Here is a 25947-nt window from a genome sequence, read left to right as displayed (position 1 = left end):
CCTACGACCAACAGTATCGCCGCGACCGTATGTTCGCGGCTTTGCTGCATGCGAGAAAGGTGCTTTCTCTCCAGCCTGAGTGCGTGCGTTTTGATGTTTATCGAACCGCTGCGGTGCTGGAGCAAAATCAGGGCAGTCAACGAGCCAATGCTTTTTTAATCAGCTTCTGCAAAAAGGCATTGCCGCGTCTTGAACTGGTTGCAAAAAAATACGAGTGCGCTGGCATCAACAGCAATGTATCAACCGCTGTTTTCGGTTGTCATTTTGATACCCAGCTTATGCAATATCTGGCGTCACGCATGGTCAATATGGTCGCCAGATATAATCGCCTCCCTGATATGTCGCGTGCTGATGTTGACCTGTTGGCCGCTGATATTGCTAATTTCATTCGTGGTGAACTTGCCAACATTGATGACCACGGATTTGGCGAGCTTAAAACGCTGTACACCTGGTATATCCGTGCTGGCATTATTTCCCTCCAATTCAACGTTATCCCACCACATTGGGATCGGGTTGCAAAAAATTATGTCGACGCGGATGAAATCGCACCGGCTATTGCCAAGATGTTTAATGATGGGTGGTGGCGTGGTCGTTTGCGCCGCGTTGCGGCTACGTGGCGCGAACACCTGCAAATTGCAGTCGGTAACGTCAACAAGAAAAAAAATACCTACGCGAGTAAAAACTGCGTGACTGACTGGCGTGAACAAAAGCGCCGCACTCGTGAATTTCTCAAAGGTCTGGATCTCGAAGACGAAGACGGCAACCGTATCAGCCTGATTGAAAAATATGATGGCTCAGTTGCTAACCCTGCCATTCGCCGCTGTGAGCTCATGACCCGCATTCGTGGGTTTGAAAACATCTGTAATGAGCTCGGTTATGTTGGTGAGTTTTACACTCTAACCGCGCCGTCAAAATACCACGCCACGACTAAAGCCGGTTACCGTAACAGCAAATGGAGCGGTGCCAGCCCGGCTGACACGCAAAACTATCTAACCGGTATCTGGGCGCGTATCCGTGCCAAACTGCATCGGGAAGATGTGCGAATTTTCGGTATTCGTGTCGCCGAGCCCCATCACGACGGTACTCCACACTGGCACATGCTGATGTTCATGCTGCCGGAAGATGTTGAATATGTTCGCTCCATCGTCCGTAAATACGCATGGAAAGAAGACCGCCACGAACTGAAAAGCGATAAAGCCAAAAAAGCACGTTTCCACGCCGAGGCGATTGACCCAGAGAAAGGCAGCGCAACCGGCTATGTTGCTAAATACATCTCAAAAAATATCGACGGTTATGCTCTCGATGGTGAAACCGATGATGAAAGTGGTGAGCTGCTGAAGGATACAGCCCCCGCCGTTTCAGCATGGGCAGCGCGCTGGCACATCCGTCAGTTTCAGTTTATCGGTGGTGCGCCGGTGACGGTTTACCGTGAGTTACGTCGCCTCGCTGATACCGAAACCGCGCACGGCCTGAGCGTTGAGTTTGCCGCCGTCCATGATGCCGCCGACGCTGGTGACTGGGCTGGTTATGTTAATGCGCAGGGTGGGCCGTTTGTCCGTCGCGATGATTTACAGGTGCGCACACTGTATGAACCGCGTACCGAGCTTAATCAGTACGGTGAGGAAACGGTATGCATTAAGGGGGTCTACGATTCCTCCATAGGTGCAGGGAGCCCGATTTTAACTCGGCTCACTCAGTGGAAGATTGTTCCGAAGCGTGCTGTTGATTTGGCCGTTGACCTTCAGGACGGCAAAGCCGTCCCTCGGAGTTCTGTCAATAACTGTACGGGAAGCGAAAGCGATCCACCGGAAATCGATTTATCAAAACCACTGAGTCGACGTGAAAGACGAGAGCTGACAAAACGACTTAGGAAGCAAAAGCCACAAATGCGGCGAAAATTCATTCACGGAACGAATGAACAAAACGCAGTTGCAGCGATAATTATCGACGAGATACATCTGACAACTGGCATCACTATCAGCCGGGGAGAAGCTCTGCACCTGATGGCTGGCGGTAAAAGTTGTTTGGGTGGCAAATGGTTACGCGGAACGGCCAAAGGCGAAATATTTTCCGCAGCGCCATCGCATCAGGCTAGAGCTAAGGAACATCAGACCAAAGCTACAGAAATCCTCAATCGCGTTGCGCTTTTAGCTGAGCTGACGATGAGAGCATAACCGTTAATGTTCATACATATCATGTACATACAGTGTATTTACTGCTTTTTTTCTTCACATTTTTTATCAATACGTGCTACTGTATGTTTATACAGTATCTCGTTGTGGAGGTTGTGTGGATAGAGAGTTAAGTGAGCACGTTATGATTGAGCGGGTCGAAATGATTGCGCGTCTGACGGCTGAAGGGACTTGTCAGGAAAGAGACCGTGAAATCGCATTAAATTTAATTGCGGAGATAGCAAGAGGCAACTTAATGAAAAACAATAATTTTTCTGTTGTTTTTTCCGCGCCGCCTGTTGATGAAACCTTTGCGAAGGAGGGCAAGGTGAGAGTAAATATCACATTAGATAAAGATCAAATAGTCGGCCAGCCTGTGATTGATGCTTTTCAGAGTGAATTGACCAAGCGAATACAGTCAGTTTTTCCGACAACTAGCGTTAACGTCAAGAAAGGTTCTATGACTGGTGTTGAGTTGATGGGGTTCGATAAAGATTCAGACCGCGAAGCTCTCGATAGTATCCTTCAGGAAGTATGGGAAGATGAGAGCTGGCGTTAGTTCCTGAAAAATATACAAACCGTAACCCTATGTTTGATGGCATGGGGTTATTTTGTATGGGATTGCATACAAAGGTAAACCATGGAATAACAACGTGTCAGCATTGCACATTGGAAGAACGGGATGAATGCACCTGCTAACAACGAAAATGCGACATCTTTGGCGTTCAGCTCACATCTGAACCAGCTTCCACAAAGATACTTTTGCTGCGACATGGTGACTCATTTATACTCATCCATTATTTTTCAAAGTTACAGATTGGTTTAGATTTGATAAGGATTTTATGAAAGCGATAGATCTCTTCTGCGGCGCAGGTGGCCTGACGGTTGGTCTTAAGATGGCTGGCTTTGATGTAGTGTCGGCTGTCGAAAAGGAGCCTATTGTTTCTGAAACCTATATGCAGAATCATCCTGATGTTTCATTGCGTACTGGAGATATACGAGAACTATCTCCAGCAAAAATCATGAGTGAACTTGGTCTCCAGCAAGGGCAGCTTGAATTGCTTGCGGGATGCCCACCATGTCAGGGTTTTTCAAGCTTAAGAACGAGAAATAAAAATTCCTCAGTTAACGATGAACGGAATGATTTGATATTTTCGTTTTTGGATTTTGTTAAATGTTTCCTTCCTAAAGTGGTGATGTTGGAAAATGTCCCCGCGTTAGCCAAGGATTACCGTATAAAGATTTTTTGCGATGAATTGAAGCAATTAGGATACTTCATAGATTCTAATTCAGTTGCGATTGAAGATGCTTCTTACTTTGGAGTACCGCAGAGAAGGCGACGTATGGTAATGTTAGCGTCAAGATTAGGATATTTACCAAGAGCAGAAAAAAACAGCATAAAGGTAACTGTTAAGGATGCGATTGGAGATTTGCCATTACCACAGCATAGCGATGACTTTTTGCATAATATTAAAGAAAATCGAACTGAAAAAGTCATGAAAATAATAAAGCTGGTACCTAAAGATGGTGGTAGCCGTGCTGACTTGCCGTATGAATACTGGCTACCTTGTCATAAAAAATATCCTAACGGATTTAGAGATGTTTATGGCCGTATGAAATGGGATGCGGTATCTCCAACAATAACAAGTGGTTGTACCAATCCATCTAAAGGACGGTTTCTTCATCCTGTACAAGATAGAGCGATTACTTTGCGAGAAGCGGCTCTATTGCAAACTTTTCCCAAAAACTATTACTTCCCAATCAAGTACGGCAAAGATAGAGCTGCTCTTATGATTGGCAATGCGCTACCTCCAGAGTTTATCAAGCGTCATGCAGAAGTAATCAAAAAGCACCTTATTGAATTAGGATAATAGAATGGAAAACTCTTTATTTTTAAATTTCCATGGAAGAATAATTGATCATTTGGGCATACAAATGTATCAAAGCCCAACAGCAGCTATTGCGGAAATGGTTTCTAACTCATGGGATGCTGATGCTACTGAAGTTAAAATCACGCTCCCTACGCATGATGATTTCTCCATTACTATTCAAGATAATGGTATTGGAATGACTCAAGACGAATGTCAGAATAAATTTCTGACAGTAGGGTATGATAAACGTAAAAACAATGCAAAAACTCTTTCACGGGATTTAAAACGACCATTAATGGGACGAAAGGGTATTGGGAAATTTGCAGGTTTTGGTATCGCATCCGTTATCACTGTAACAACTATCAGTAAAGACACTGGTGAGAAAACATCATTTGTACTTGATATTGATAAAATTCGTGATTCATCGAATGACGATTATATCAATACATCTAAGCTTAGCATTGATGTTATTGATCGAGTTGAGCCTAATGAAGAATTAAAACAAGAACATGGTACAACTATTAAATTAACAGGTCTGAAAATACAACGTTTGATTTCAGCAGATTTTTTTGCAACATCTATGGCTCGCCGTTTCTCTGTTAATGCGGCGGCTGCAAATTTTTATGTCAGTGTTGATGGGAAAGTAATTCCGACGGAAAATTTCCTTATTCAATCAGAAATGTCTTTCCCTAAAGATTATAAATCAAATGAAAAACCTGAAGGGCTGACTGAGATTGATAAAGATGGATGGGGAACCGAAATGGTTGGAGGCCATCAAATAAAATGGAGAGTTTTCTTCTTGAAGGAAACTATAAAGGAAGAGGAGTTGCAGGGGATTTCAATATTTTCCCATGGGAAATTATCACAAAGACCTTTTATGTTCAATTTAACTGGCGGACTCCCTAGTCAAAATGGACCAGAATATATGACTGGTGCAGTATTGGCTGATTATCTTGATGAATTTGATGAAGATGTTATTTCAACAGAACGCCAGCGGTTGAATTGGGGACATCACCATTTAGCAACCCTTGAAGAGTGGGGGAAGGCTCGTATTCGCAATTTATTGAGAATATGGAAAGACCGAAGGGCTGAAGAAAAAACGAAGCTCATAGAGGATAAGGTTTCTGACTTTAGCTCGAGAATTGAAAAACTTGCTCCGAGCGAAAAGAAAACTATAATGACTGCCCTTAAAAAGTTGGCAAGCATCAATCAAATTAATGCTGAGCAATTCAAGGAGTTAGGTAACTCTATTCTTACGGCGTGGGAAGGCGGTCGTTTAAAAGAGTTAATCCGGCAAGTGGCAGAGGTTCCTGATATGGATAGTGATAAATTACTATCTATGCTTATCGAAGCTAACACCATTCAAGCCCTACATACAGCAGAATCAGTTAAAGCAAAGCTAGATACAATAATTGGCCTAGAATCACGAATCAAAAATCGTGAGTTAGAAAATGCGGTGCGTGATTACATTGCAAATAACCCTTGGTTAATATCACCAAAGTGGGAAACCTTTGCTAAGGAAAGAAATGTTGGTGACTTAGCCGTTGAGGCAGCAAAAGATTCAGGTCTTGATAAGGATGAAGATTTTAATGGGCGTGTTGATTTAGTTTTGGCTAGCGGAGAGCATCTGCTCATCCTTGAGTTCATGCGCCCAGGGTTAACCATCGATTTAGATCATTTGGTCAGGTTTGAAACATACGTAGATACATTCCGTGGTCATCTCGAAAGCTCAACGGGCTCAAGATTTAATACTGCCACTGGCTATTTGGTCGCTGACAAAATAGCTAAGAAAAATCCTGCATTCTTGAAAAAAGTTAAAAAGCTTAAAGAGGATGGACTCGAAACCCTTACATGGGGAGACCTTCTTTCCGAAGCAAAACGTCAATGGCAAGAGTTCTTAGATCATTTGGTCGAACGCTCGCCTAACGATAAGCGGATTCATGCGTTAATTAACACTGAAACGCTAAAAATTTCGGAAGGTGAAAAAGTTCAAGAGTCAGCGCAACAAGTGCATTAAGTTGCATGCTAATGCATCAGAATTATTGCTTGATAAATTTAAAGGCGTGCCAGTAATGGCGCGCCTTTATACTATTAAGGCAACTGCATTAAAACTGCCCCATAAAGCGGGCAGGCGTGGCGGGGATAGCATTGCGCGCCAGAGGTGGTGCGTAATGATAAAAATTATCGTCTGAGCGCCTCGTAATGGCGCTTTCGTGGTTGCTGTCGGTTCGTTGGTGGTCGCGTGTATTCGTGCGCGTGTGGTGCGTCTGAGGCGTGATGGTGGCAGGGTGTGAAAAAGCCGCCATGCTGGCGGCTTGTGGGGGGATTATTCCGGGTTGTCGAGGGTGTACTCTTTGAACCTGATGACCTCCATGCCGAGCCAGTCGTTTACCTCCCTGAACCTGTCCTGTAGCGGCGACAGCTCGTTGCGCACAAATACCTTTGCCACCTTCTCAACGTCACCGAGTGAGCCGATATTCTCGGGCTTGCCGCCCATAAGCTGGAACGGCACGCGGTGCGCGTCCATCAGGTCGGCGGCACTGGCTTTCTTGATATTGAAAAAGTCATCCTTTGTGGCGACCTCGCTCAGTGGCACTATTTTGATGCCGTCTGGTTTTCCTCCGGGGGCGTAGAAAAACAGGTTCTTAAAGTTGCCGAGCCCTTTCGAGTTGCGCATTGCCTCGCGCAGCGATTCGACGTCGGTCGCGCTCTGCGCCGGGTCGGTCACATACATGATGTAACCCGCGTGCGCGCCGTTCTGGTAATACTTGCGACGGAACAGCGTCGCGGATTCATTCAGCCAGGCAGAATTAAGCGCGCTGAGATATTCCGGCAGGCCGTAAATTTCCTGATTAATGTCAGGCTCCAGCAGGTGAAACACGGTGTCAGGCGCGAACTCATGCGGCAGAGTGAAGTTTTCCACAAACCAGAAAATCGAATCATCAACCCCACGACGGGTATATTTGGCCGGTGAGGTCAGTAGCTTGATTAACTGGCCGGTGACGCTGTGGCGCTGCTCAAGAAAGGCGTTGCCGAATACCAGATAGTCGAGCGCAAAACGGCTGAAATCCTGACGGGATAACAATGGGTGCGGAATGTAGGTGCTCGCGAGCACGTTGCGTTTAACGTAAATCGGTGAGCTGTGATGCACGGCAGAGCGCAGGCTCTTTGCCAGCCCGGAGAAGCTGACCGGCGGCTCGTACCATTTGCCGTTACTGATGCACTCGACATAATCCAGAATGTCGCGCTTATCGAGTACCGGCACCGGCTCGCCGAAGGTGAACGCTGTCGTTTTTGGCGGTGCGCTGGCGTTCAGTTGTTGTGGTTTGCTGGCCTTTTGTGCGTTGGCTTTACGGGATTTTTGCTTACCCATTTTAGTTGAACTCCAGAATAGATTTAGGCTGCATGCCGCTACCGGCGGAAAGCGGTTCGTTTAACAGGGCGTGCATGGTCGCCCATGCGATATCGGCGTGACTGGCTTCCTCGGTGCGACTGGCCTCGTAGGTGGCGCTGCGCCCACTGCTGGTCATAGTTTTGCGGATGGACATAAACGACTGCGTGACGTCGGTCGCCCCGGCGTCGTACTCCAGACAGCCGCGGCGAATGGTGTCTTTTGCCTTGAGTACCATCGCGGTTTTCATCTCAGGCGTGTAACGAATGCCGCGTGCCGCCGGGTAGAATGAGCGCACCAACTGGAATACGCCGAGGCCGAGGCCGGTTGCGTCAATGCCGATGTATTCGACGTTGTATTTCTCAGTCAGTTTGCGGATGCCCTCTGCCTGAGCGGCAAAATCCATGCCTTTCCACTGATGGCGCTCCAGCATGCGGAATTTGCCACCGGAGACCACTGGCGGCGCGAGCACGACGCACCCGGCACTGTCGCCGGTGTGTGACGGGTCGTAGCCAATCCAGACAGGGCGCGAGCCGAACGGATGGTCGGCGAACGGAGCAAAGTCCTCCCATTCCTCCATCACGTCGACCATGCAGCGCTGCAGTTCCTCGAACGGGAATACCGACGCTTTATCGTCGACAAACTCGCACATAAACAGGTTTTTAAAATCCTCATCACTGTTTTCGCGTTTGAGCTGGTCGAGGTCGAACAGGGTGCAGCCACCGGCAAGGGCGTCCTCAATGGTGACAATCTGCCGCCACTGGCCATCGTCGCAGAGCTGACCACCGGCGAGCGCGCTGTGACTGATATCGATTTCGATGCGGTCGGAAATCCGGCTGCGCCCTTTGTTGAACAGCTCGCCAGACCAGAAGGGGTAAGCGCCGTGCGCCAGCGTGGAAGGTGTCGAAAAGTAGGTTGAGCGCAGGTGCTTCTGCGAAGCCATGCCCGAGGCGACTTTGCGCAGTTTCTGAAAGTTCGGGATCCAGAATATTTCATCGACATACAGGTCGCCGTTATGGCTCTGCGCTGTATTGGAATTGGTACCGAGAAAAATCAGTTTTGCGCCGTTGTTGCCGATGACAATCGGGTCGCCGGTCAGGTCGACGTCGACCAGTCGTGCAAACTGGATGATGTATTCGCGGAACACGTAAGCCTGCGTTTTACTGGCTGACAGAAATATCTGGTTATGGCCGGTTTTGAGCGCGCGCAGCAGTGCCTCGCGGGAGAAATAGAACGTCGCGCCAATCTGGCGGGATTTGAGAATGTCGCGAATGCGGTGCTCCAGCCCTGCGCGGTACCACTGCAACTGGTACTCGAAAGACTGGTCGAAAAATAATTCCTCCAGTTTCTCGATAGCCTCGTCGCTGAAAAAATTCTTTTTCGGCTTTTTGCGCTCCCCTTTGTTGCGGTTGGCGACGTTGGGGTTAAGGTCGGCCTCGTTGCCGGTCTGGCTGTAGCGGTTGACGCGCGCCAGCCGCTCAATCTGCCGCCCGAGCAGGTCAATCTCTTTGAAATCGCCGCCTGTCTTTTGCGGCTTGGCGATGAGCTGAATCAGCCTGGCCTCAAGGCTGCTTTCAACGCGGGAAATCGGCGCGATGCCGTCCCAGCCGTCGCGCTGCTTCCAGCTCTGCACGGTCGGGCGCTTGACCTGCAGCATTTCGGCAATCTGTGGCACGGAAAACCCCTGCCAGTAAAGCAGCGATGCCTGTCGTCGCGGGTCATGCAACAAGGTTGTATCGGTGGAAATGGTCATTGATGCCTCGCCGTAGTGGATTCAGGGCAAGGCTACTTAATGGCCGTCAGTGATTCGCTAAGGTGCTGTTGTGTGGGCGATTGTCCAGCCGTCGTTAGTGGTCTGGTGTGCCCGGAGTCTGGAAACTGGCGTTGACCAGTAACCCTAACCTCAGGACTCCTGACAATGGCAAAAAAAGTCTCAAAATTCTTTCGCATCGGCGTCGAGGGTGATACCTGCGACGGGCGCATTATCAGCGCCAGTGATATTCAGGAAATGGCCGACACGTTTGACCCGCGCGTCTACGGTTGCCGCATCAATCTTGAGCACATCAAAAGCGTGTTTCCTGATAGCCCGTTCAAACGCTATGGCGATGTGGTCGAGCTGAAAGCGGAGAAAATCGAAGATGACTCTGCGCTTAACGGAAAGCTGGCACTGTTCGCAAAAATCAGCCCATCCGACGATTTAGTCGCAATGAATAAGGCTCTCCAGAAGGTTTATACCTCAATGGAAATCGCGCCGAATTTCAGCAACAGCGGCAAATGCTATCTCGTTGGTCTGGCTGTGACCGATGACCCGGCAAGCCTCGGCACCGAATACCTCGAATTCTGTCGCAATGCAAAACACAACCCGCTTAACCGCTTTAAAGCTAACCCTGAAAACCTGATTTCAGCGGCAACGCTTGCGGAGCTTGAGTTTGAAGACCAGCCGGAAACGGTATTCACCGCCCTGACTGACAAGGTGAAAGCCATTTTCAGCCGTAAGCAGGTCAGCGACGATGCGCGCATGAATGATGTGCATGAGGCGGTGACCGCCGTCAGCGAGCATGTGCAGACCAACCTCACTGCGCAGGATAAGCGTCTTTCCGATATAGAAACCGCGCTTGCCACCTTCAAACAGGAACTGACCGGCAAGGTTGAAGAAACCAGCCAGGCATTTTCCGCCCTGAAAACCACCCTCGATAAAACCGAAAGTTTCAGCCAGCCGCGACGCACGAAAGCCAGCGGCGGTGGTGGCGATGAGCTGCTGACCGACTGCTGATAAACCGCAGAGCAGAAACCGGGCGGCAACCCCGCCCGATGCAGTGACTAACCGATAAATTCAAACAGGAAATACTATGCGCCCGGAAACCCGTTTTAAGTTCAATGCCTATCTGACCCGCGTCGCTGAGCTGAACGGCATCAGCACTGATGATGTCAGTAAAAAATTCACCGTCGAGCCGTCCGTCACGCAAACGCTGATGAACAAAGTGCAGGAGTCATCCGCGTTTCTGCAGACGATTAATATCCTGCCAGTCGCAGAAATGAAGGGTGAGAAAATCGGCGTTGGTGTGACCGGTACTATCGCCAGCACGACCGACACCTCGGGTGATGATGAGCGTAAGACCGCAGACTTTACCGCGCTTGAGTCCAACAAGTACGAGTGCGACCAGATTAACTTTGACTTCCATCTGAAATATAAAACCCTCGACCTGTGGGCGCGTTTTCAGGACTTCCAGCGCCGTATCCGTGACGCCATCGTCAAGCGTCAGGCGCTCGATTTCATCATGGCCGGTTTTAACGGTACCACCCGCGCCGCCACCTCTGACCGCACCAAAAATCCGATGCTGCAGGATGTGGCCGTCGGCTGGCTGCAGAAATACCGCAATGAAGCCCCGACGCGCGTAATGAGCAACATCACCGACGCTGACGGTAAGGTCGTTTCAGCAGTGATTCGTGTCGGTCGAAACGGCGACTATGAGAACCTCGACGCGCTGGTGATGGATGCGACCAACAACCTGATTGACGAGGTTTATCAGGATGACCCGAAACTCGTTGCCATCGTTGGCCGTAAGCTGCTGGCCGACAAATATTTCCCGCTGGTGAATAAGCCGCAGGAAAACAGCGAAGCGCTCGCGGCAGATATCATCATCAGCCAGAAGCGAATCGGCAACCTGCCTGCTGTGCGTGTGCCGTACTTCCCGGCGAATGCCGTGTTAGTGACCACGCTGGAAAACCTCTCTATCTATTTCATGGATGAGAGCCACCGCCGCAGCATTGACGAAAACCCGAAAAAAGACCGTGTGGAAAACTACGAGTCGATGAATATCGACTATGTGGTCGAGGCGTATGCCGCCGGGTGCCTGCTGGAAAACATCACCCTGGGCGATTTCACCGCACCTGCAGCACCGGAAAGCGGAGCCTAAACCATGACGAGCCCCGCACAGCGTCACATGATGCGGGTCTCGGCCTCTCAAGCCGCGCAGCGGGAGCAAGCCCCGCTGCGCCATGCAACCGCCTATGAGCAGATGCTGGTTAAGCTGGCCGATGACCGCCGCACGTTAAAAAACATCCGTTCAAACGAACGTAAAGCCGAGAAAAAGCGCGAGCTGCTGCCGTTCTATGCGCCGTGGGTCGCCGGTGTGCTGGCTGATGGTCGTGGTGCGCAGGATGACATTGTCATGACCGTTATGCTGTGGCGTCTCGATGCCGGTGATATCGCTGGCGCGCTGGAAATTGCCCCCTACGCGCTGAAATACGGCCTCACCTCTGACCATCGCCGCACAACACCTTACATGCTGGTTGAGGAGGTGGCGTTTGCCTCGCAGCGTCTGCGCGATGCCGGTGAGTCTGTCGACCTTTCCTGGCTGCAGACCACTATCGACCTGACCGACGGCGCTGACGTTCCCGATATGGTGCGCGCCCGTCTGCATAAGGTGACTGGCCTGACCCTGCGTGATGCCGGTATGAATGCAGAGGCGCTGGCGCAGTTTCAGCGCGCGATGCAGCTCGACCGCAATGCCGGTGTGCGCAAGGAGATTGAGCGACTGGAACGGGCATTGAAGCCAAAGCCAGAGGCCGCACCCCGTAAAACGACTAAACCGCGCACGCGCAAACCTGCCACCAGACCGGCAGCAAAGCGCGGGCGTCCACCAAAGGCGGCAAAACCGCCGGTTAACTGAACGCTCCCCGAGCCGGGCGGCACGCCGGTCAAAGCAGGCAAAGACCTGACGGCGACCGGCGTCCACCGCCCAACCTGATGAGGTTGTCATGATGACAGTGATACTGAACCAGCCCGATGAACCGCAGGACGTACCGGGCGTGGTGATTCCCGCACCGGAGACGGGCGGTGCAGTGATTAAAAACACGTTCTTTTTCCCTGATGTGGATCCGAAGCGCGTGCGCGAACTGATGCGCCTTGAGCAGACGGTTTCCGATGCGCGCCTGCGCAATGCCATCAAGACTGGCATGGCCGAGACCAATGCGGAGCTTTACGACTACCGGCTGCGCCAGACTGCCGCCGGGTTTAAGCAACTGGCCGACGTGCCTGCCGAGGAAATCGACGGCGAGAATGTGCGCGTTTTCCACTACCTCAGCGCCGTGACGGCGATGGCGACCGCCACCCTGTATGAGCGTTATCGCGGCGTTGAGGCCACCGGCAAGGGTGACAAAAAAGCCGACAGTGTGGAAACCACCATTGATGACCTGTGGCGGGATATGCGCTGGTCAGTTGCGCGTCTGCAGGACAAGCCGCGCTGCATAGTGGGTCAGCTCTGATGAAAGTCAGGGCAATGCAGGGCGACACCCTCGATGCGATTTGCGCCCGGTATTACGGGCGCACTGAGGGCGTGGTCGAGACGGTGCTGCAGGCTAATCCGGGTCTGTCTGAGCTGGGAGTCATTCTGCCGCATGGTACCGAGATTGACCTGCCCGATGTGCCGTCTTCACCAGTAACTAACACTATCAATCTTTGGGAGTAAACCATGACAGAAGGGGAAAAAGGCGTCCTGTCACTGTTTGTGATTGGCGTGATGATTGTTGTCGGGAAAGTGCTGGCAGGTGGTGAGCCCATCACCCCGCGCCTGTTTGTCGGACGCATGCTGCTCGGCGGTTTCGTTTCGATGGTCGCCGGTGTTGTTCTGGTGCAGTTTCCTGATATGTCACTGCCTGCCGTATGCGGGATTGGATCCATGCTCGGCATTGCCGGTTATCAGGTGGTGGAAATCGCCATACAGCGCCGCTTTAAGTCACAGAAAGGGGAAGACGATGCCGGTCATTAATACTCACCAGAATATCGCCGCCTTTCTGGACATGCTGGCGTATTCCGAAGGAACAGCGAACCATCCGCTGACGAAAAACCGTGGCTATGACGCCATTGTCACCGGTCTTGATGGTAAGCCAGAGATTTTCACCGATTACAGCGACCACCCTTTCGCACATGGCCGACCACCGAAAGTGTTTAATCGCCGTGGTGAGAAATCCACGGCATCGGGGCGTTACCAGCAGCTTTATCTGTTCTGGCCGCACTATAAAAAACAGCTCTCGTTGCCTGATTTCAGTCCACTGTCGCAGGACAAGCTCGCGATCCAGTTAATCCGGGAACGCGGTGCTATTGACGATATCCGGGCGGGGCGTATTGAGCGTGCTGTTTCCCGTTGTCGCAATATCTGGGCGTCATTGCCGGGTGCCGGTTACGGCCAGCGCGAGCACAGTCTCGAAAAGCTGGTCACCGTCTGGCGCTCGGCTGGCGGGGTGATGGCATGAAAGTCCTGATAACGCTGCTTGTGCTGGCCGTGCTCGGGTTGCTGTGGTTGCGCCATGAGAACGGCAATTTATCCCGCTCCTTTGAGACGGCAAACCGTGTCGCGAGCGAGCAAAAGACGACGATTAGCATGCTGAAAAATCAGCTCAGTGTTGCCGGTCAGCTCGCCAGACGTAATGAATCCGCGCAGGTGGCACTGCGCGAACAGCTCGCAAAGGCAAGCGCAGAAGCCAGGCGCCGTGAGCAGACGATAATGAGGTTACTTAATGAAAATGAAGCCTTTCGCCGCTGGTATAACGCTGCTCTGCCTGATGTTGTGCGTCGGTTGCACACCCGCCCCGCCTGCGCCAGCGCCGGTGATTGTGGTCAACGGATGCCCGAGGGTGAGCCTTTGCCCGATGCCGGAAAGTGACCCGAAAACGAATGGTGACCTGAGCGCGGATATTCGCCGTCTTGAGGGCGCGCTGACTGCCTGTGCGCTGCAGGTCAAAACTGTCAAACACTGTCAGGATGAACTTGATGCAGAAGCACAAAAGCCTGCGCAAAGCGCTGATTAACGCCGTGCCGCAGCTCCGAAATAACCCCGATATGCTGCGCCTGTTTGCCGACAACGGCCATACCGATTCCCGACTGGCGAGCTCGCTGTCATTTGAAAAGGTGTACGTGCTTAACGTGGTGGTGACTGACTTCACCGGCGACCTCGACTTGATATTCGTGCCGGTGCAGGCGTGGCTGCGTGAACATCAGCCGGACATTATGACCACCGACGACGGGCGGGAGAAAGGATTCACCTGGATGATTGATATCAATAGCGACGATTCGCTTGATATCAGTATCAGCCTGAGACTCTCCGAGCGCACGCTCGTCAGAGAGGTCGACGGCGCGCTGCATGTCAGTTATGCCCCTGAGCCGCCGCTGCCTGAGCCGGTGACGCGCCCGGTCGAACTGTATGTTAACGGCGAACTGGTGAGTAAGTGGGATGAGTGAGTTAACCGCACTGCAGGAGCGCCTTGCCGGTCTGATTGCCAGCCTGTCACCGGCGGCGCGTCGTCAAATGGCGGCTGAGATTGCGAAAAAGCTGCGCGCCAGTCAGCAACAACGCATTAAGCGCCAGCAGGCACCCGACGGCACCCCGTATGCGGCGCGAAAGCGCCAGCCTGTGCGGAGCAAAAAAGGCCGCATTAAGCGTGAAATGTTCACCAGACTGCGCACTAACCGCTTTATGAAAGCCAAAGGCAGCGACAGTGCGGCGGTGGTGGAATTTACCGGAAAAGTGCAGCGCATGGCGCGGGTGCATCAGTATGGCCTCAAAGACCGGCCAAACCGCAACAGCCGCGATGTGCAGTACGAGGCGCGCCCGTTGCTCGGATTTAACCAAGATGAAGTGACATTGATGGAGGAAGTGGTCTTACAGTATCTTTTCCTAAGATAATTGATTAATTCTCTGCTGCTAATTTAATAGCAGCAGAGAAAAATATATTCACATGCTTAAATGTGAGCTTTGTAGACGTTAAAGGCCACTCTGTTTTTTTTATCAAAAAGAACAAGATCCAAACCCTCTATGCGCCACTCAAATTTAAACCTTTCTGGAGAGGGAAGTGGGCTTTGAGCATAAAGCTCATTTACAAAAATTCTGTCTTCCGCCTTCTGGTCATATTCTCGGATGATTGCAGCATAACGATCGGCGAGCATGATAAGATTTACAGGATGCCCGGATGCTGTTATCAGATTGTTTATATACACTGTGCCAGCTTTCATTCCGAATGTGATGTATTTTTCATGCAGGGTCCACATTCTTTCACGTTCCTCAGTCATGCCATTTAAACTATCGGGTTTATCAAATACACTATGATCAAATATCCCCACAGCACGAAACTGGTCGCGAGAAACGAAGGCAAAAAGAACATTGTTTGTCCTTTCGGCCAAGCCTGTACTTTGAATATTCATGCTCAAATGAAAATGATGAAAACCTTTCGTATTTAATAACTGATCTTTGTCTTCCCATGAATCAGCATCTCCATTACGAATTCTTTCAACAGGAGTGTAGCCATACTTATGTGCGCGCAATGAAAGATGAGGGTATAAGTCTTCACCTTTTCTGACCTTATCCAGTAACCCATGAATACCAAGTTTTAGTTCTTTCCATCTTTTATCGCTCGTTACCTCTGGATATATATGAACTCTCCTTCTGCGGGTCGGCACAATTCTTGTTTTCCAGTGGAGGTAAGCGATTAAAACCCCATTTAAACTTTGATTTTCTAGTTCAGTGCGTATTGATTTTTCATTTGGAAAGAAAGGTAGTTCCTTTATGAGGTTTTCTTTTAATTGGCGTATTCTTTTAGATTCTTCCATTTTTCAATCCTGAATTATAAGCTAGCCATTTAGAATTCCATCTCTGTCGAGATTAAATCAAGTGTAATTGGAAGGGCGATCTAGAACAAGGCTGTTTTTTTAAGGTCTAGACCTCGATGTTTGTTGTCCCATTGCTGAACAATTTTCCCTCGGTAGCCCCATAGCTTTAACTGCGTCATTCTTGCTACATGAACACACTAAACAGCATTCAAGAACTAGCGCGTGCGGTTCGCAACCTCATCCGCTCAGGTGTGGTGACTGAGGTCGATATTGTGCAGGGGCTGTGTCGCGTACAAAGCGGCGGGATCCAGACTACATGGCTGAACTGGCTGACTACCCGCGCCGGTCGTTCGCGCACATGGTGGGCTCCCTCGGTCGGTGAGCAGGTGCTGCTGCTGGCGATTGGTGGCGAGCTTGATACCGCTTTCGTGCTGCCGGGGATTTTCTCAGACGATAACCCCGCCCCGTCTGCCTCGGCGGATGCGTGGCATGTGGTGTTCCCTGATGGCGCGGTTATGGAGTATGAGCCGGAATCCGGTGCGCTGACGGTCAGCGGCATCAAGACTGCCGATGTGACGGCATCGGAGTCTATCACCGCCACCGTGCCGGTGGTGCTGGTTAAAGCGGTAGAACGTATCACCCTCGACACCCCGGAGGTGGTCTGCACCAATAAACTGACAACAGCGACGCTTGAGGTGCAGAAAGGCGGCACCATGCGTGGAAACATCGAACATACCGACGGCACGTTGAAATCAAACGGTGTGCAGGTTGATGACCACAGTCACGGCGGCGTGCAACGGGGCGGGAGCTGGACGGAGGGAACCAAGTGACGGCGCGCTATATGGGGATGAACCGCCATTCCGGCCTCGCTATCCGTGACAGTGAGCATATCAGCCAGAGCATGCGCGACATTCTGCTGACGCCGGTCGGCTCGCGGGTAATGCGTCGTGAATATGGCTCGCTCCTGTCTGCGTTGATTGATATGCCGCAAACCCCAGCGCTAAGGCTCCAAATCATGGTGGCGTGCTATTCCGCGATCCAGAAGTGGGAACCACGCATCAGGCTTACATCCATCAGTTTTGAGCGCGGCGACACTGGCGAAATGTATGTCGATATTACCGGTATGCGTACCGATACCGGTGCGTCAGTTTCAACCACTGTTTCACTGAGTTAAATCACTATGGCAACTGTTGACCTGAGTCTGCTACCTGTTCCCGATGTGGTCGAGGAACTGGACTATGAAACTATCCTTGCGGAGCGCATTGCGACGCTGATTTCGCTCTATCCAGAAGACCTGCAGGAAGCCGTCGCCCGGACGCTCGCGCTTGAGTCTGAGCCGGTTGTTAAGCTGCTGCAGGAAAACGCCTACCGTGAGGTTATCTGGCGTCAGCGTGTCAATGAGGCAGCACGTGCAGTCATGCTGGCTTATGCCATAGACAGTGACCTCGATAATATCGGGGCGAATTTCAATGTTGAGCGTCTTGTCGTCACGCCTGCTGATGACACCACCATTCCACCCACCCCGGCAGAAATGGAGCTCGACGCCGATTATCGCCTGCGCATACAGCAGTCATTTGAAGGAATGAGCGTGGCGGGCTCTACGGGTGCCTATGAATTTCATGGTCGTAGTGCTGACGGGCGTGTCGCTGATATTTCTGTTATCAGCCCATCCCCTGCGTGCGTCACGATATCTGTGCTCTCGCGTGAGAATAACGGCGCGGCGTCTGACGAGCTTCTGAGCATTGTACGCAATGCGCTTAATGGTGAGGACGTGAGGCCGGTTGCTGACCGTGTAACGGTGCAGTCAGCTCAGATTGTTGATTACCAGATACGCGCAACGCTTTTCATTTATCCGGGGCCGGAAAGTGAGCCGATTCGCGCAGCTGCTGAGGCGAAGCTCAAAGCCTATGCCAGCGCTCAACACCGGTTAGGGCGGGATATTCGCCTGTCGGCCATCTATGCCGCGTTACATGTTGAGGGGGTGCAGCGTGTAGAACTGGCGGCACCAGTGGCTGACATTGTGCTTGATAAAACGCAGGCCTCCTTTTGCACTGACTATCAAATAGTGATTGGTGGCTCTGATGAGTGATGCGCGCCTGTTACCTGTAGGCTCATCACCTCTTGAGGTGGCTGCTGCCCGTGCCTGTGCAGATATTGAAAATACCCCCATTCCGTTACGCCGCCTGTGGAGCCCTGACACCTGTCCTGCAAACCTTTTGCCGTGGCTGGCGTGGGCGTTTTCCGTTGACCGCTGGGATGAGAACTGGCCGGAAGAAACCAAGCGTGACGTTATTCGCAGTGCGTATTACATCCACTGCCACAAAGGGACGATAGGCGCAGTTCGGCGTGTGGTTGAGCCGCTCGGTTACATCATTAACGTTACTGAGTGGTGGGAGAATGACGACCCGGCAGGCACTTTTCGTCTTGATATCGGTGTACTGGAAAGCGGTATCACCGAAGAAATGTATTTAGAAATGGAGCGGTTAATTGCGGATGCAAAACCCGCAAGCCGTCACCTGATTGGTCTGAATATTATCCAGGACATAGCGGGCTATATGTACACCGGCGGAGTGGCATATGACGGCGACATTATTACGGTTTACCCGGAAGAGTGAGGAATAATGAGCAAAAAATTTAAAACAATTATTACCACTGCCGGTGCTGAGAAACTGGCAGCAGCTACTGTGCCGGGTGGAAAAAAAGTGAACCTTACCGCGATGGCCGTCGGGGATGGCGGCGGCACGCTGCCGGAGCCTAACGCCGGTCAGACAAAGCTCATTAATGAAGTCTGGCGTCGTGCGCTGAATAAAATCAGCCAGGACAACAAAAATAAAAACTATATTGTGGCAGAGCTGGTCATCCCTCCTGATGTGGGTGGTTTCTGGATGCGCGAGCTGGGTCTGTATGATGATGCAGGCACGCTGATTGCCGTTGCCAATATGGCTGAAAGTTATAAGCCGAAGCTGGCCGAGGGCTCGGGGCGTGCGCAGACCTGTCGCATGGTGATTATTGTCAGCAGCATCGACTCGGTGGCGTTGTCCATTGATGCAACAACGGTGATGGCCACACAGGATTATGTCGACGACAAACTGGCTGAGCATGAGCGGTCCCGCAATCATCCTGACGCCACGCTGAAAGAAAAAGGTTTTGTGCAGCTCAGCAGTGCGACCGACAGCACGTCTGAGACGCTCGCAGCGACGCCGAAAGCGGTTAAGGCGGCGTATGACCTTGCCAGTGGTAAATATACGGCTCAGGACGCGAGTACAGCGCAGAAAGGTCTGGTGCAGCTCAGCAGCGCGACCGACAGCACGTCTGAGACGCTCGCCGCGACGTCGAAAGCGGTTAAGGCGGCGTATGACCTTGCTAATGGTAAATATACAGCTCAGGACGCGAGCACAACGCAGAAAGGTCTGGTGAAACTCAGCAGCGATACTGACAGCTCATCTGAGAGCCTTGCCGCGACACCGAAAGCGGTCAAGGAAGCTAACGACAACGCAGATAAGAGACTGGCTAAAGAGCAGAACGGCAGGGATATTCCAGAAAAAGATTTATTCGTGCGTAACACAGGCGCAGCGCGGGCTTTCAGTGGCTCTGTAAGCATTGGCGGGGGCGGTAACTGGACGACTGCGGAGTTTATCGTCTGGCTGGAGCAACAAGGTGCGTTTAATCATCCGTACTGGATGTGTAAAGGTTCGTGGTCTTATGGTGATAACCGAACCATCACCGATACCGGGTGCGGAAATATCCAGTTAGCCGGTGCGGTGGTTGAGGTGATGGGTATTCGCGGCGCAATGACTATTCGCATTACGACCCCGACAACAGCAATGAGTGGACTTGCCAGCGCTCAGTTTACCTACATCAATCATGGTGATGTCTATTTGCCGGGCTGGCGCAGGGATTTCAACACCGCGAATCCGCCCTCTGATGCCTATCCAGTGGGCGCTCCTGTCCCGTGGCCGTCTGATGCTGTGCCCGCTGGTTATGCATTAATGCAGGGACAGGCCTTTGATAAATCAGTCTATCCGTTGCTTGCAGTGGCGTATCCCTCTGGGGTGATTCCTGATATGCGCGGTCAGACCATCAAAGGCAAACCAGCCAGCGGACGCGCCGTATTGTCTCAGGAGCTCGACGGTATTAAATCACACGACCACGGCGCAACGGTCGCGGCTACCGACATTGGAAACCGGGACACAACCGGATTTGATTACGGAACCAAAACGACGAATACCACAGGTTCACACGCTCACAATTATACTGGCCCGACTTCAACAACCGTTAAAGATGGTGACCGAAACCAGGCATTAGCCACTGCAGGAACCATGACGACCACCCCATCGGGCGACCACGCTCACTCGGTATATATTGGGGCACATGCTCACTCTGTCTATATTGGCGCGCACAGCCACGGTGTAACTGTTTGGGCATCTGGTCAGGCTGAAAATACCGTAAAAAACACCGCATTTAACTACATTGTGAGGCTTGCATAATGACTTTTAAAATGACCAACACCAATCGCGTGATTACGATTTACAACCTGTCATCTGCCACGAATGAGTTTATCGGTAAGGGGGATGGCTTTATTCCGGCCAATACGGGCTTGCCTGCCTACAGCACCGATATTGCGCCCCCAAAAGTGACGGCGGGTTTTGTGGCTGTTTTTGATGCTCAGGCTAATAAATGGTCGCGGGTGGAAGACCACCGTGGGACAACCGTTTATGACATCAGCACCGGTAAGCCCACTGTTATTGAAGAGCTGGGCGCTCTGCCTGATAACGTTGTGTCGGTTGCACCTGACGGGGAGTATGTAAAATGGGACGGTACTCAGTGGCTCCACGATGCCGAAGCGGAAAAAACATTTCGTCAGGGGCAGGCGGCGCAGGAAAAAGCAAACCTGCTGACGATTGCAACATCGGCTATTGCCCCCTTACAGGATGCTGTTGATCTGTATATGGCCACGGAAGACGAATCGAATGCGCTTATTGCGTGGAAAAAGTATCGCGTGATGCTAAACCGAATCAAACCCGAAGATGCCCCCGATATCACATGGCCGGAACTGCCCGCATAACCGGTATCACTCAGGCGGGCGGTTGCCCGCGCTTTCCTGCTCCCCGGTTGTGCCAGACCTTATCCAACCCTGACAAATAGCCCGCCACCACCACACAACAGAAAATACACTCACCCCTTAACCATGGAGTTAACCGGATGAGTGATTTTCACCACGGCGTGCAGGTGCTTGAAATTAACGACGGCACCCGCGTCATTTCCACAGTTTCGACCGCTATCATCGGCATTGTCTGCACGGCCAGTGATGCGGATGCGAAGCTATTCCCCCTCAATGAGCCGGTACTGATTACCAACGTGCAAAGCGCCATTGCGAAAGCCGGTAAAAAAGGCACGCTGGCGACCTCCCTGCAGGCCATCGCAGACCAGTCGAAGCCGGTTACTATCGTTGTGCGCATTGCCGAAGGTACCGGTGACGATGCAGAAGCGCAGACCGTTACCAATATCATCGGAGGCACGGATGAGAATGGTAAATACACTGGCATTAAAGCGCTGTTGACTGCCGAAGCAGTTACCGGCGTTAAGCCGCGTATTCTCGGTGTGCCGGGTCTCGATACGCAAGAGGTAGCGGTCGCACTTGCGTCAGCCGCTATCAAGCTACGCGCATTTTGCTATGTCAGCGCGTGGGGCTGTAAAACCATTTCCGAGGCGATGGCCTATCGTGAGAATTTCAGCCAGCGCGAACTGATGCTCATCTGGCCTGACTTCCTCGCATGGGATACCACCGCGAACGCCACCGCGACGGCCTACGCCACCGCTCGCGCACTCGGTCTGCGTGCCTACATCGACCAGACTATCGGCTGGCACAAAACGCTGTCTAACGTTGGCGTACAGGGCGTCACTGGCATCAGTGCCTCAGTCTTTTGGGATTTGCAGGCATCCGGCACCGATGCTGACCTACTCAACGAGGCCGGAGTCACGACTCTGGTGCGCAAAGATGGTTTCCGTTTTTGGGGGAACCGCACCTGTTCTGATGACCCGCTTTTCCTGTTTGAGAACTACACCCGCACCGCGCAGGTGCTGGCCGACACAATGGCTGAGGCGCACATGTGGGCGGTCGATAAGCCCATCACCGCATCGCTCATCCGTGACATTGTCGACGGCATTAACGCCAAATTCCGCGAGCTGAAATCTAACGGCTACATCGTGGACGGTGAATGCTGGTTCGACGAGGAATCGAACGACAAGGAAACCCTCAAAGCCGGGAAACTGTATATCGACTACGACTATACGCCGGTTCCACCACTGGAAAGCCTGACCCTGCGCCAGCGTATCACCGATAAATATCTGGTGAATCTGGCCGAATCGGTCAACAGCTAAGGAGCCTGAAACAACATGGCACTACCCCGCAAACTTAAATATCTGAACATGTTCAATGACGGCCTTAGCTATATGGGCGTTGTTGAATCCGTGACACTGCCGAAGCTGACCCGCAAGCTCGAAAACTATCGCGGCGGCGGCATGAATGGCGCGGCGGCGATTGACCTTGGTCTCGACGATGATGCGCTCACCGTCGAATGGTCTGTCGGTGGCCTGCCTGATGTGGCGCTGTGGGCGCAGTATGCGGCACCGGGTGCTGATGCCGTGCCGCTGCGTTTTGCTGGATCTTACCAGCGTGACGACACTGGCGAAATCGTTGCTGTCGAGGTGGTCATGCGTGGCCGTCATAAAGAAATCGACGGCGGCGAGAATAAGCAGGGTGAAAACACCTCGACCAAACTGTCGACCGTCTGCACCTATTACCGCCTCACGATTGATGGTAGCGACATTATCGAAATCGACACCGTCAACATGGTCGAGAAGGTGAACGATGTCGACCGTCTGGAGCAGCACCGCCGCGCAATCGGGCTGCTGTAATTCCCTGACCGGTCAGCACTGCTGGCCGGTTATTACCCCCATTCAGAGCAGAGAAAAACATCATGGCAAAAGCTCCACGCAAAACCCCTGAATTTGTTGATACGGCTGGCAATGAAATTGACACCGTAAACCCGAACGTCGTGACCCTCGACAAGCCGATTAAGCGCGCCGGTCAGACGATTGAAAAGGTCACCCTGATTGAACCGAACGCAGGTACCCTGCGTGGCGTCAGTCTGGCGGCGGTGGCGCAGTCCGAGGTCGATGCGCTGATTAAGGTGCTGCCCCGCATGACCTATCCGGCACTCACCACGCAGGAACTCACCGCGATGAACCTGCCAGATATGCTGTCGCTGGCCGCTAAGGTGATTGGTTTTTTGTCACCGGCTTCGGCGGAATAGATTTCCCGCCCGACCTGTCGACCGATGACCTGATGGCGGATATCGCAGTGATATTCCACTGGCCGCCATCAGAGCTCTATTCCCTGAGCCTGTGCGAGCTCATCACATGGCGCGAAAAGGCGCTGCAGCGTAGCGGAAACCACAATGAGTAATAACCTGAGGCTTGAGGTATTGCTGAAAGCGGTCGACCAGGCGACCCGACCGCTTAAATCTATCCAGACCGCGAGTAAAACCCTGTCGGGTGATATTCGCACCACACAAAAAGGGCTGCGTGACCTGAATGGTCAGGCGTCGAAAATCGACGGCTTTCGTAAGACAAGCGCGCAACTGGCCGTAACCGGTCAGGCGCTTGAAAAAGCGAAACGTGAAGCCGAGGAGCTTGCCACCCAATTTAAAAATACCGAACGGCCAACGCGTGCGCAGGCGCAGGTGCTTGAATCGGCAAAACGTGCGGCTGATGGTCTGCAGGTCAAATACAACAGCCTCACCGAGTCGGTAAAACGCCAGCAACGCGAACTGGGTGCTGCCGGAATCAATACCCGCAACCTTGCTAATGACGAGCGAGGATTAAAAAACCGCATCAGTGAAACGACAGCACAACTCAACCGGCAGCGCGAGGCGCTGGCGAAGGTCAGCGCACAGCAGGCGCACTTAAACCGCGTGAAAGAACGATATAAATCAGGTAAGGAGCTTGCCGGTAACATGGCCGCAGCAGGCGCTGCCGGGGTAGGTATTGCGACAGCGGGAACGATGGCCGGGGTTAAATTGCTGATGCCCGGTTATGACTTTGCGCAGAAAAATTCCGAGCTGCAGGCTGTGCTCGGGGTCGATAAGCAGTCGCCAGAAATGCAGGCATTACGCAAACAGGCGCGACAGCTCGGCGACAATACCGCCGCCTCTGCCGACGATGCTGCGAGTGCGCAGATTATTATCGCAAAAGGTGGTGGTGATGCCGCAGCGATTCAGGTGACAACGCCAGTTACTCTGAATATGGCGCTTGCTAACCGTCGCACAATGGAGGAAAACGCCGCGTTACTGATGGGGATGCGCTCCGCGTTTCAGCTTTCAAATGACAAAGTCGCACATATTGGCGATGTGCTGTCTACGGTGATGAACAAAACCGCCGCCGACTTTGACGGCCTCAGCGATGCTATGACCTATGCCGCGCCGGTGGCAAAAAATGCAGGTGTCAGTATTGAAGAGACCGCCGCGATGGTGGGGGCTCTGCATGATGCGAAAATTACTGGTTCGATGGCCGGTACCGGGAGCCGTGCGGTGTTAAGCCGCCTGCAGGCACCGACCGGCAAAGCATGGGATGCCCTCAAGGAGCTGGGTGTCAAAACCTCGGACAGCAAAGGTAATACGCGCCCGATTTTTACCATCCTGAAAGAAATGCAGGCCAGCTTTAAGCGCAACAATCTCGGTACCGCCCAGCAAGCCGAATACATGAAAACCATATTCGGCGAAGAAGCCAGCTCATCGGCTAACGTGCTGATGGCGGCAGCGGCCAGCGGCAAGCTCGACCAGCTAGCCGCCGCGCTGAAAGCATCAGACGGTAAAACCGAGGAACTGGTTAAGGTTATGCAGGATAACCTCGGCGGCGACTTTAAAGAGTTTCAGTCTGCTTATGAGGCTGTCGGTACCGACCTTTTTGACCAGCAAGAGGGCTCTCTGCGCAAGCTGACCCAAACCGCCACACAATACGTGTTAAAGCTCGACGGATGGATCAAAGACAACAAAGGGTTAGCGGAAACTATTGGCATCATTGCCGGTGGTGCGCTGGCTCTGATTGGCATCATCGGCGGCATTGGTCTCGTTGCATGGCCGGTTGTCATGGGGATTAACGCCATTATCGCTGCTGCTGGCGTGCTGGGTACGGTCTTTACTGTCGCCGGTAGCGCCATTTTGACCGCACTCGGCGCGATTACCTGGCCGATTGTGGCTGTGGGGGCGGCGATTGTGGCCGGGGCGTTACTCATCCGTAAATATTGGGAGCCAGTCAGCGCATTTTTCTCGGGGGTGATTGAGGGAGTCATGAGCGCCTTTGCTCCTGTCAGGGAAATGTTCGCTCCACTGGCACCAGTTTTTGATGGTCTCGGTGAGAAACTGCGCGGCGTCTGGCAGTGGTTTAAAGACCTTATAGCACCGGTCAAGGCCGCGCAGGAAACACTCGATAGCTGCAAAAATGTCGGCGTCATATTTGGTCAGACGCTGGCCTCTGCTTTGATGGCTCCGCTCAATGTATTTAACAAGTTGCGCAGCGGTGTCGACTGGCTTCTCGAAAAGCTCGGTATCATCAACAAAGAGTCAGGCAGCCTGGACAAGACCGCAGCAAAAACCAACTCCGCTACACAGGGTAATTCCTACATCCCGGCAACCAGCACATATGGTGGTTATCAGGCTTATCAGCCAGTGACCGCACCGGCGGGACGCTCTTACATTGACCAGAGTAAAAGTGAATACAACATCACTTTGCCGGGTGGCGTTGCGCCGGGGCATCAGCTTGACCGACAGTTACGCGACACACTCGAACAGATTGAGCGCGAGAAGCGTGCACGGCAGCGCGCCAGTATGAGCCATGACTGAGGGGGGA

General features: G+C 52.3%; 29 protein-coding genes. 26 read left to right on the top strand and 3 right to left on the bottom strand.

Annotated features, from left to right (window positions below; genetic code table 11):
• The first annotated feature begins 29 nt into the window (after positions 1 to 29).
• From N7268_RS02265 to N7268_RS02250, 4 genes are all read left to right on the top strand, one after another.
• Positions 30 to 2174, top strand: a complete 2145-nt coding sequence (locus N7268_RS02265) for a replication endonuclease (protein ID WP_260863519.1) — start codon at positions 30 to 32, stop codon at positions 2172 to 2174.
• Positions 2175 to 2289: 115 nt separating this feature from the next.
• The gene (locus N7268_RS02260; protein ID WP_260861664.1) at positions 2290 to 2730 is read left to right on the top strand and encodes a DinI family protein; all 441 of its coding nucleotides are present in this window, start codon (positions 2290 to 2292) and stop codon (positions 2728 to 2730) included.
• A 283-nt stretch (positions 2731 to 3013) separates the two neighbouring features.
• Positions 3014 to 4042, top strand: a complete 1029-nt coding sequence (locus tag N7268_RS02255; RefSeq protein ID WP_260861663.1) for a DNA cytosine methyltransferase — start codon at positions 3014 to 3016, stop codon at positions 4040 to 4042.
• Positions 4043 to 4046: 4 nt separating this feature from the next.
• Complete coding sequence (locus N7268_RS02250; protein ID WP_260861662.1) at positions 4047 to 6059, top strand: ATP-binding protein; 2013 nt, start codon at positions 4047 to 4049, stop codon at positions 6057 to 6059.
• 309 nt (positions 6060 to 6368) lie between these two features.
• Here N7268_RS02250 and N7268_RS02245 read toward each other — a convergent pair whose 3' ends face one another.
• A complete protein-coding gene (locus N7268_RS02245; protein ID WP_260861661.1) occupies positions 6369 to 7415 on the bottom strand; it encodes a phage portal protein in 1047 nt (348 codons plus the stop codon).
• Between the two features lies 1 nt (position 7416).
• Complete coding sequence (locus N7268_RS02240; RefSeq protein ID WP_260861660.1) at positions 7417 to 9186, bottom strand: terminase ATPase subunit family protein; 1770 nt, start codon at positions 9184 to 9186, stop codon at positions 7417 to 7419.
• A gap of 165 nt (positions 9187 to 9351) precedes the next feature.
• Between N7268_RS02240 and N7268_RS02235 the strand changes: the two genes are divergently transcribed.
• The 11 genes from N7268_RS02235 to N7268_RS02185 all read left to right on the top strand — a co-directional run bounded on the left by N7268_RS02235 (position 9352) and on the right by N7268_RS02185 (position 15118).
• On the top strand, positions 9352 to 10206 hold the full coding sequence (locus tag N7268_RS02235; RefSeq protein WP_260861659.1) for a GPO family capsid scaffolding protein: 855 nt from the start codon (positions 9352 to 9354) through the stop codon (positions 10204 to 10206).
• 76 nt (positions 10207 to 10282) lie between these two features.
• Positions 10283 to 11350 (top strand): phage major capsid protein, P2 family, encoded by a 1068-nt coding sequence (locus N7268_RS02230; protein ID WP_001247243.1) that lies wholly within the window; start codon positions 10283 to 10285, stop codon positions 11348 to 11350.
• 3 nt (positions 11351 to 11353) lie between these two features.
• Positions 11354 to 12106 (top strand): terminase endonuclease subunit, encoded by a 753-nt coding sequence (locus N7268_RS02225; protein WP_260861658.1) that lies wholly within the window; start codon positions 11354 to 11356, stop codon positions 12104 to 12106.
• A gap of 88 nt (positions 12107 to 12194) precedes the next feature.
• Positions 12195 to 12701, top strand: a complete 507-nt coding sequence (locus N7268_RS02220) for a head completion/stabilization protein (RefSeq protein ID WP_191672059.1) — start codon at positions 12195 to 12197, stop codon at positions 12699 to 12701.
• On the top strand, positions 12701 to 12904 hold the full coding sequence (locus tag N7268_RS02215; RefSeq protein WP_023135265.1) for a tail protein X: 204 nt from the start codon (positions 12701 to 12703) through the stop codon (positions 12902 to 12904). The genes N7268_RS02220 and N7268_RS02215 overlap by 1 nt, the downstream gene beginning before the upstream one ends.
• A gap of 3 nt (positions 12905 to 12907) precedes the next feature.
• Entirely contained in the window at positions 12908 to 13204 is a 297-nt protein-coding gene (locus N7268_RS02210) for a phage holin family protein (protein ID WP_023135264.1), read from the top strand.
• A complete protein-coding gene (locus N7268_RS02205) occupies positions 13191 to 13688 on the top strand; it encodes a glycoside hydrolase family 104 protein (protein ID WP_260861657.1) in 498 nt (165 codons plus the stop codon). The genes N7268_RS02210 and N7268_RS02205 overlap by 14 nt, the downstream gene beginning before the upstream one ends.
• Entirely contained in the window at positions 13685 to 14098 is a 414-nt protein-coding gene (gene lysB, locus N7268_RS02200; protein WP_260861656.1) for an Rz-like lysis system protein LysB, read from the top strand. The genes N7268_RS02205 and lysB overlap by 4 nt, the downstream gene beginning before the upstream one ends.
• Positions 13998 to 14243 carry an Rz1-like lysis system protein LysC gene (lysC, locus tag N7268_RS02195; protein WP_110916055.1) on the top strand — a complete coding sequence of 82 codons (246 nt, stop codon included), beginning with the start codon at positions 13998 to 14000 and terminating at the stop codon, positions 14241 to 14243. Before lysB ends, lysC begins: the two co-directional genes overlap by 101 nt.
• Complete coding sequence (locus tag N7268_RS02190) at positions 14206 to 14673, top strand: phage tail protein (RefSeq protein WP_260861655.1); 468 nt, start codon at positions 14206 to 14208, stop codon at positions 14671 to 14673. Before lysC ends, N7268_RS02190 begins: the two co-directional genes overlap by 38 nt.
• On the top strand, positions 14666 to 15118 hold the full coding sequence (locus tag N7268_RS02185) for a phage virion morphogenesis protein (RefSeq protein WP_260861654.1): 453 nt from the start codon (positions 14666 to 14668) through the stop codon (positions 15116 to 15118). Before N7268_RS02190 ends, N7268_RS02185 begins: the two co-directional genes overlap by 8 nt.
• A gap of 56 nt (positions 15119 to 15174) precedes the next feature.
• On the opposite strand, the gene N7268_RS02180 is transcribed toward N7268_RS02185, so the two are convergent.
• Positions 15175 to 16038, bottom strand: a complete 864-nt coding sequence (locus tag N7268_RS02180; protein ID WP_078207423.1) for a hypothetical protein — start codon at positions 16036 to 16038, stop codon at positions 15175 to 15177.
• A gap of 188 nt (positions 16039 to 16226) precedes the next feature.
• Here N7268_RS02180 and N7268_RS02175 point away from each other — a divergent pair, with 188 nt between their 5' ends.
• The 11 genes from N7268_RS02175 (at position 16227) to N7268_RS02125 (ending at position 25940) form a co-directional block, all read left to right on the top strand.
• Positions 16227 to 16868 (top strand): phage baseplate assembly protein V, encoded by a 642-nt coding sequence (locus N7268_RS02175; RefSeq protein ID WP_260861653.1) that lies wholly within the window; start codon positions 16227 to 16229, stop codon positions 16866 to 16868.
• On the top strand, positions 16865 to 17212 hold the full coding sequence (locus N7268_RS02170) for a GPW/gp25 family protein (RefSeq protein ID WP_260861652.1): 348 nt from the start codon (positions 16865 to 16867) through the stop codon (positions 17210 to 17212). Before N7268_RS02175 ends, N7268_RS02170 begins: the two co-directional genes overlap by 4 nt.
• A 6-nt stretch (positions 17213 to 17218) precedes the next feature.
• The gene (locus tag N7268_RS02165; RefSeq protein WP_260861651.1) at positions 17219 to 18127 is read left to right on the top strand and encodes a baseplate assembly protein; all 909 of its coding nucleotides are present in this window, start codon (positions 17219 to 17221) and stop codon (positions 18125 to 18127) included.
• Positions 18120 to 18653, top strand: coding sequence for a phage tail protein I (locus N7268_RS02160; RefSeq protein WP_260861650.1), 534 nt, complete (start codon positions 18120 to 18122; stop codon positions 18651 to 18653). The genes N7268_RS02165 and N7268_RS02160 overlap by 8 nt, the downstream gene beginning before the upstream one ends.
• 6 nt (positions 18654 to 18659) lie before the next feature.
• Positions 18660 to 20525, top strand: coding sequence for a phage tail protein (locus tag N7268_RS02155; protein ID WP_260861649.1), 1866 nt, complete (start codon positions 18660 to 18662; stop codon positions 20523 to 20525).
• Positions 20525 to 21103 carry a tail fiber assembly protein gene (locus N7268_RS02150; protein WP_260861648.1) on the top strand — a complete coding sequence of 193 codons (579 nt, stop codon included), beginning with the start codon at positions 20525 to 20527 and terminating at the stop codon, positions 21101 to 21103. The genes N7268_RS02155 and N7268_RS02150 overlap by 1 nt, the downstream gene beginning before the upstream one ends.
• Positions 21104 to 21240: 137 nt before the next feature.
• Complete coding sequence (locus N7268_RS02145) at positions 21241 to 22419, top strand: phage tail sheath protein (protein ID WP_260861647.1); 1179 nt, start codon at positions 21241 to 21243, stop codon at positions 22417 to 22419.
• Positions 22420 to 22434: 15 nt separating this feature from the next.
• Positions 22435 to 22956: a phage major tail tube protein gene (locus N7268_RS02140; RefSeq protein ID WP_260861646.1), complete on the top strand. Its 522-nt coding sequence runs from the start codon at positions 22435 to 22437 to the stop codon at positions 22954 to 22956.
• A 62-nt stretch (positions 22957 to 23018) separates the two neighbouring features.
• Positions 23019 to 23354 carry a phage tail assembly protein gene (locus N7268_RS02135; RefSeq protein WP_052946300.1) on the top strand — a complete coding sequence of 112 codons (336 nt, stop codon included), beginning with the start codon at positions 23019 to 23021 and terminating at the stop codon, positions 23352 to 23354.
• A gap of 14 nt (positions 23355 to 23368) precedes the next feature.
• Positions 23369 to 23506: a GpE family phage tail protein gene (locus N7268_RS02130; RefSeq protein WP_077633992.1), complete on the top strand. Its 138-nt coding sequence runs from the start codon at positions 23369 to 23371 to the stop codon at positions 23504 to 23506.
• Complete coding sequence (locus N7268_RS02125; RefSeq protein ID WP_260861645.1) at positions 23499 to 25940, top strand: phage tail tape measure protein; 2442 nt, start codon at positions 23499 to 23501, stop codon at positions 25938 to 25940. The genes N7268_RS02130 and N7268_RS02125 overlap by 8 nt, the downstream gene beginning before the upstream one ends.
• Positions 25941 to 25947 lie beyond the last annotated feature (7 nt).

The sequence above is a fragment of the Citrobacter sp. Marseille-Q6884 genome, assembly GCF_945906775.1.
GTDB lineage: Bacteria > Pseudomonadota > Gammaproteobacteria > Enterobacterales > Enterobacteriaceae > Citrobacter.
This window is presented reverse-complemented; position numbering and strand designations above follow the sequence as displayed.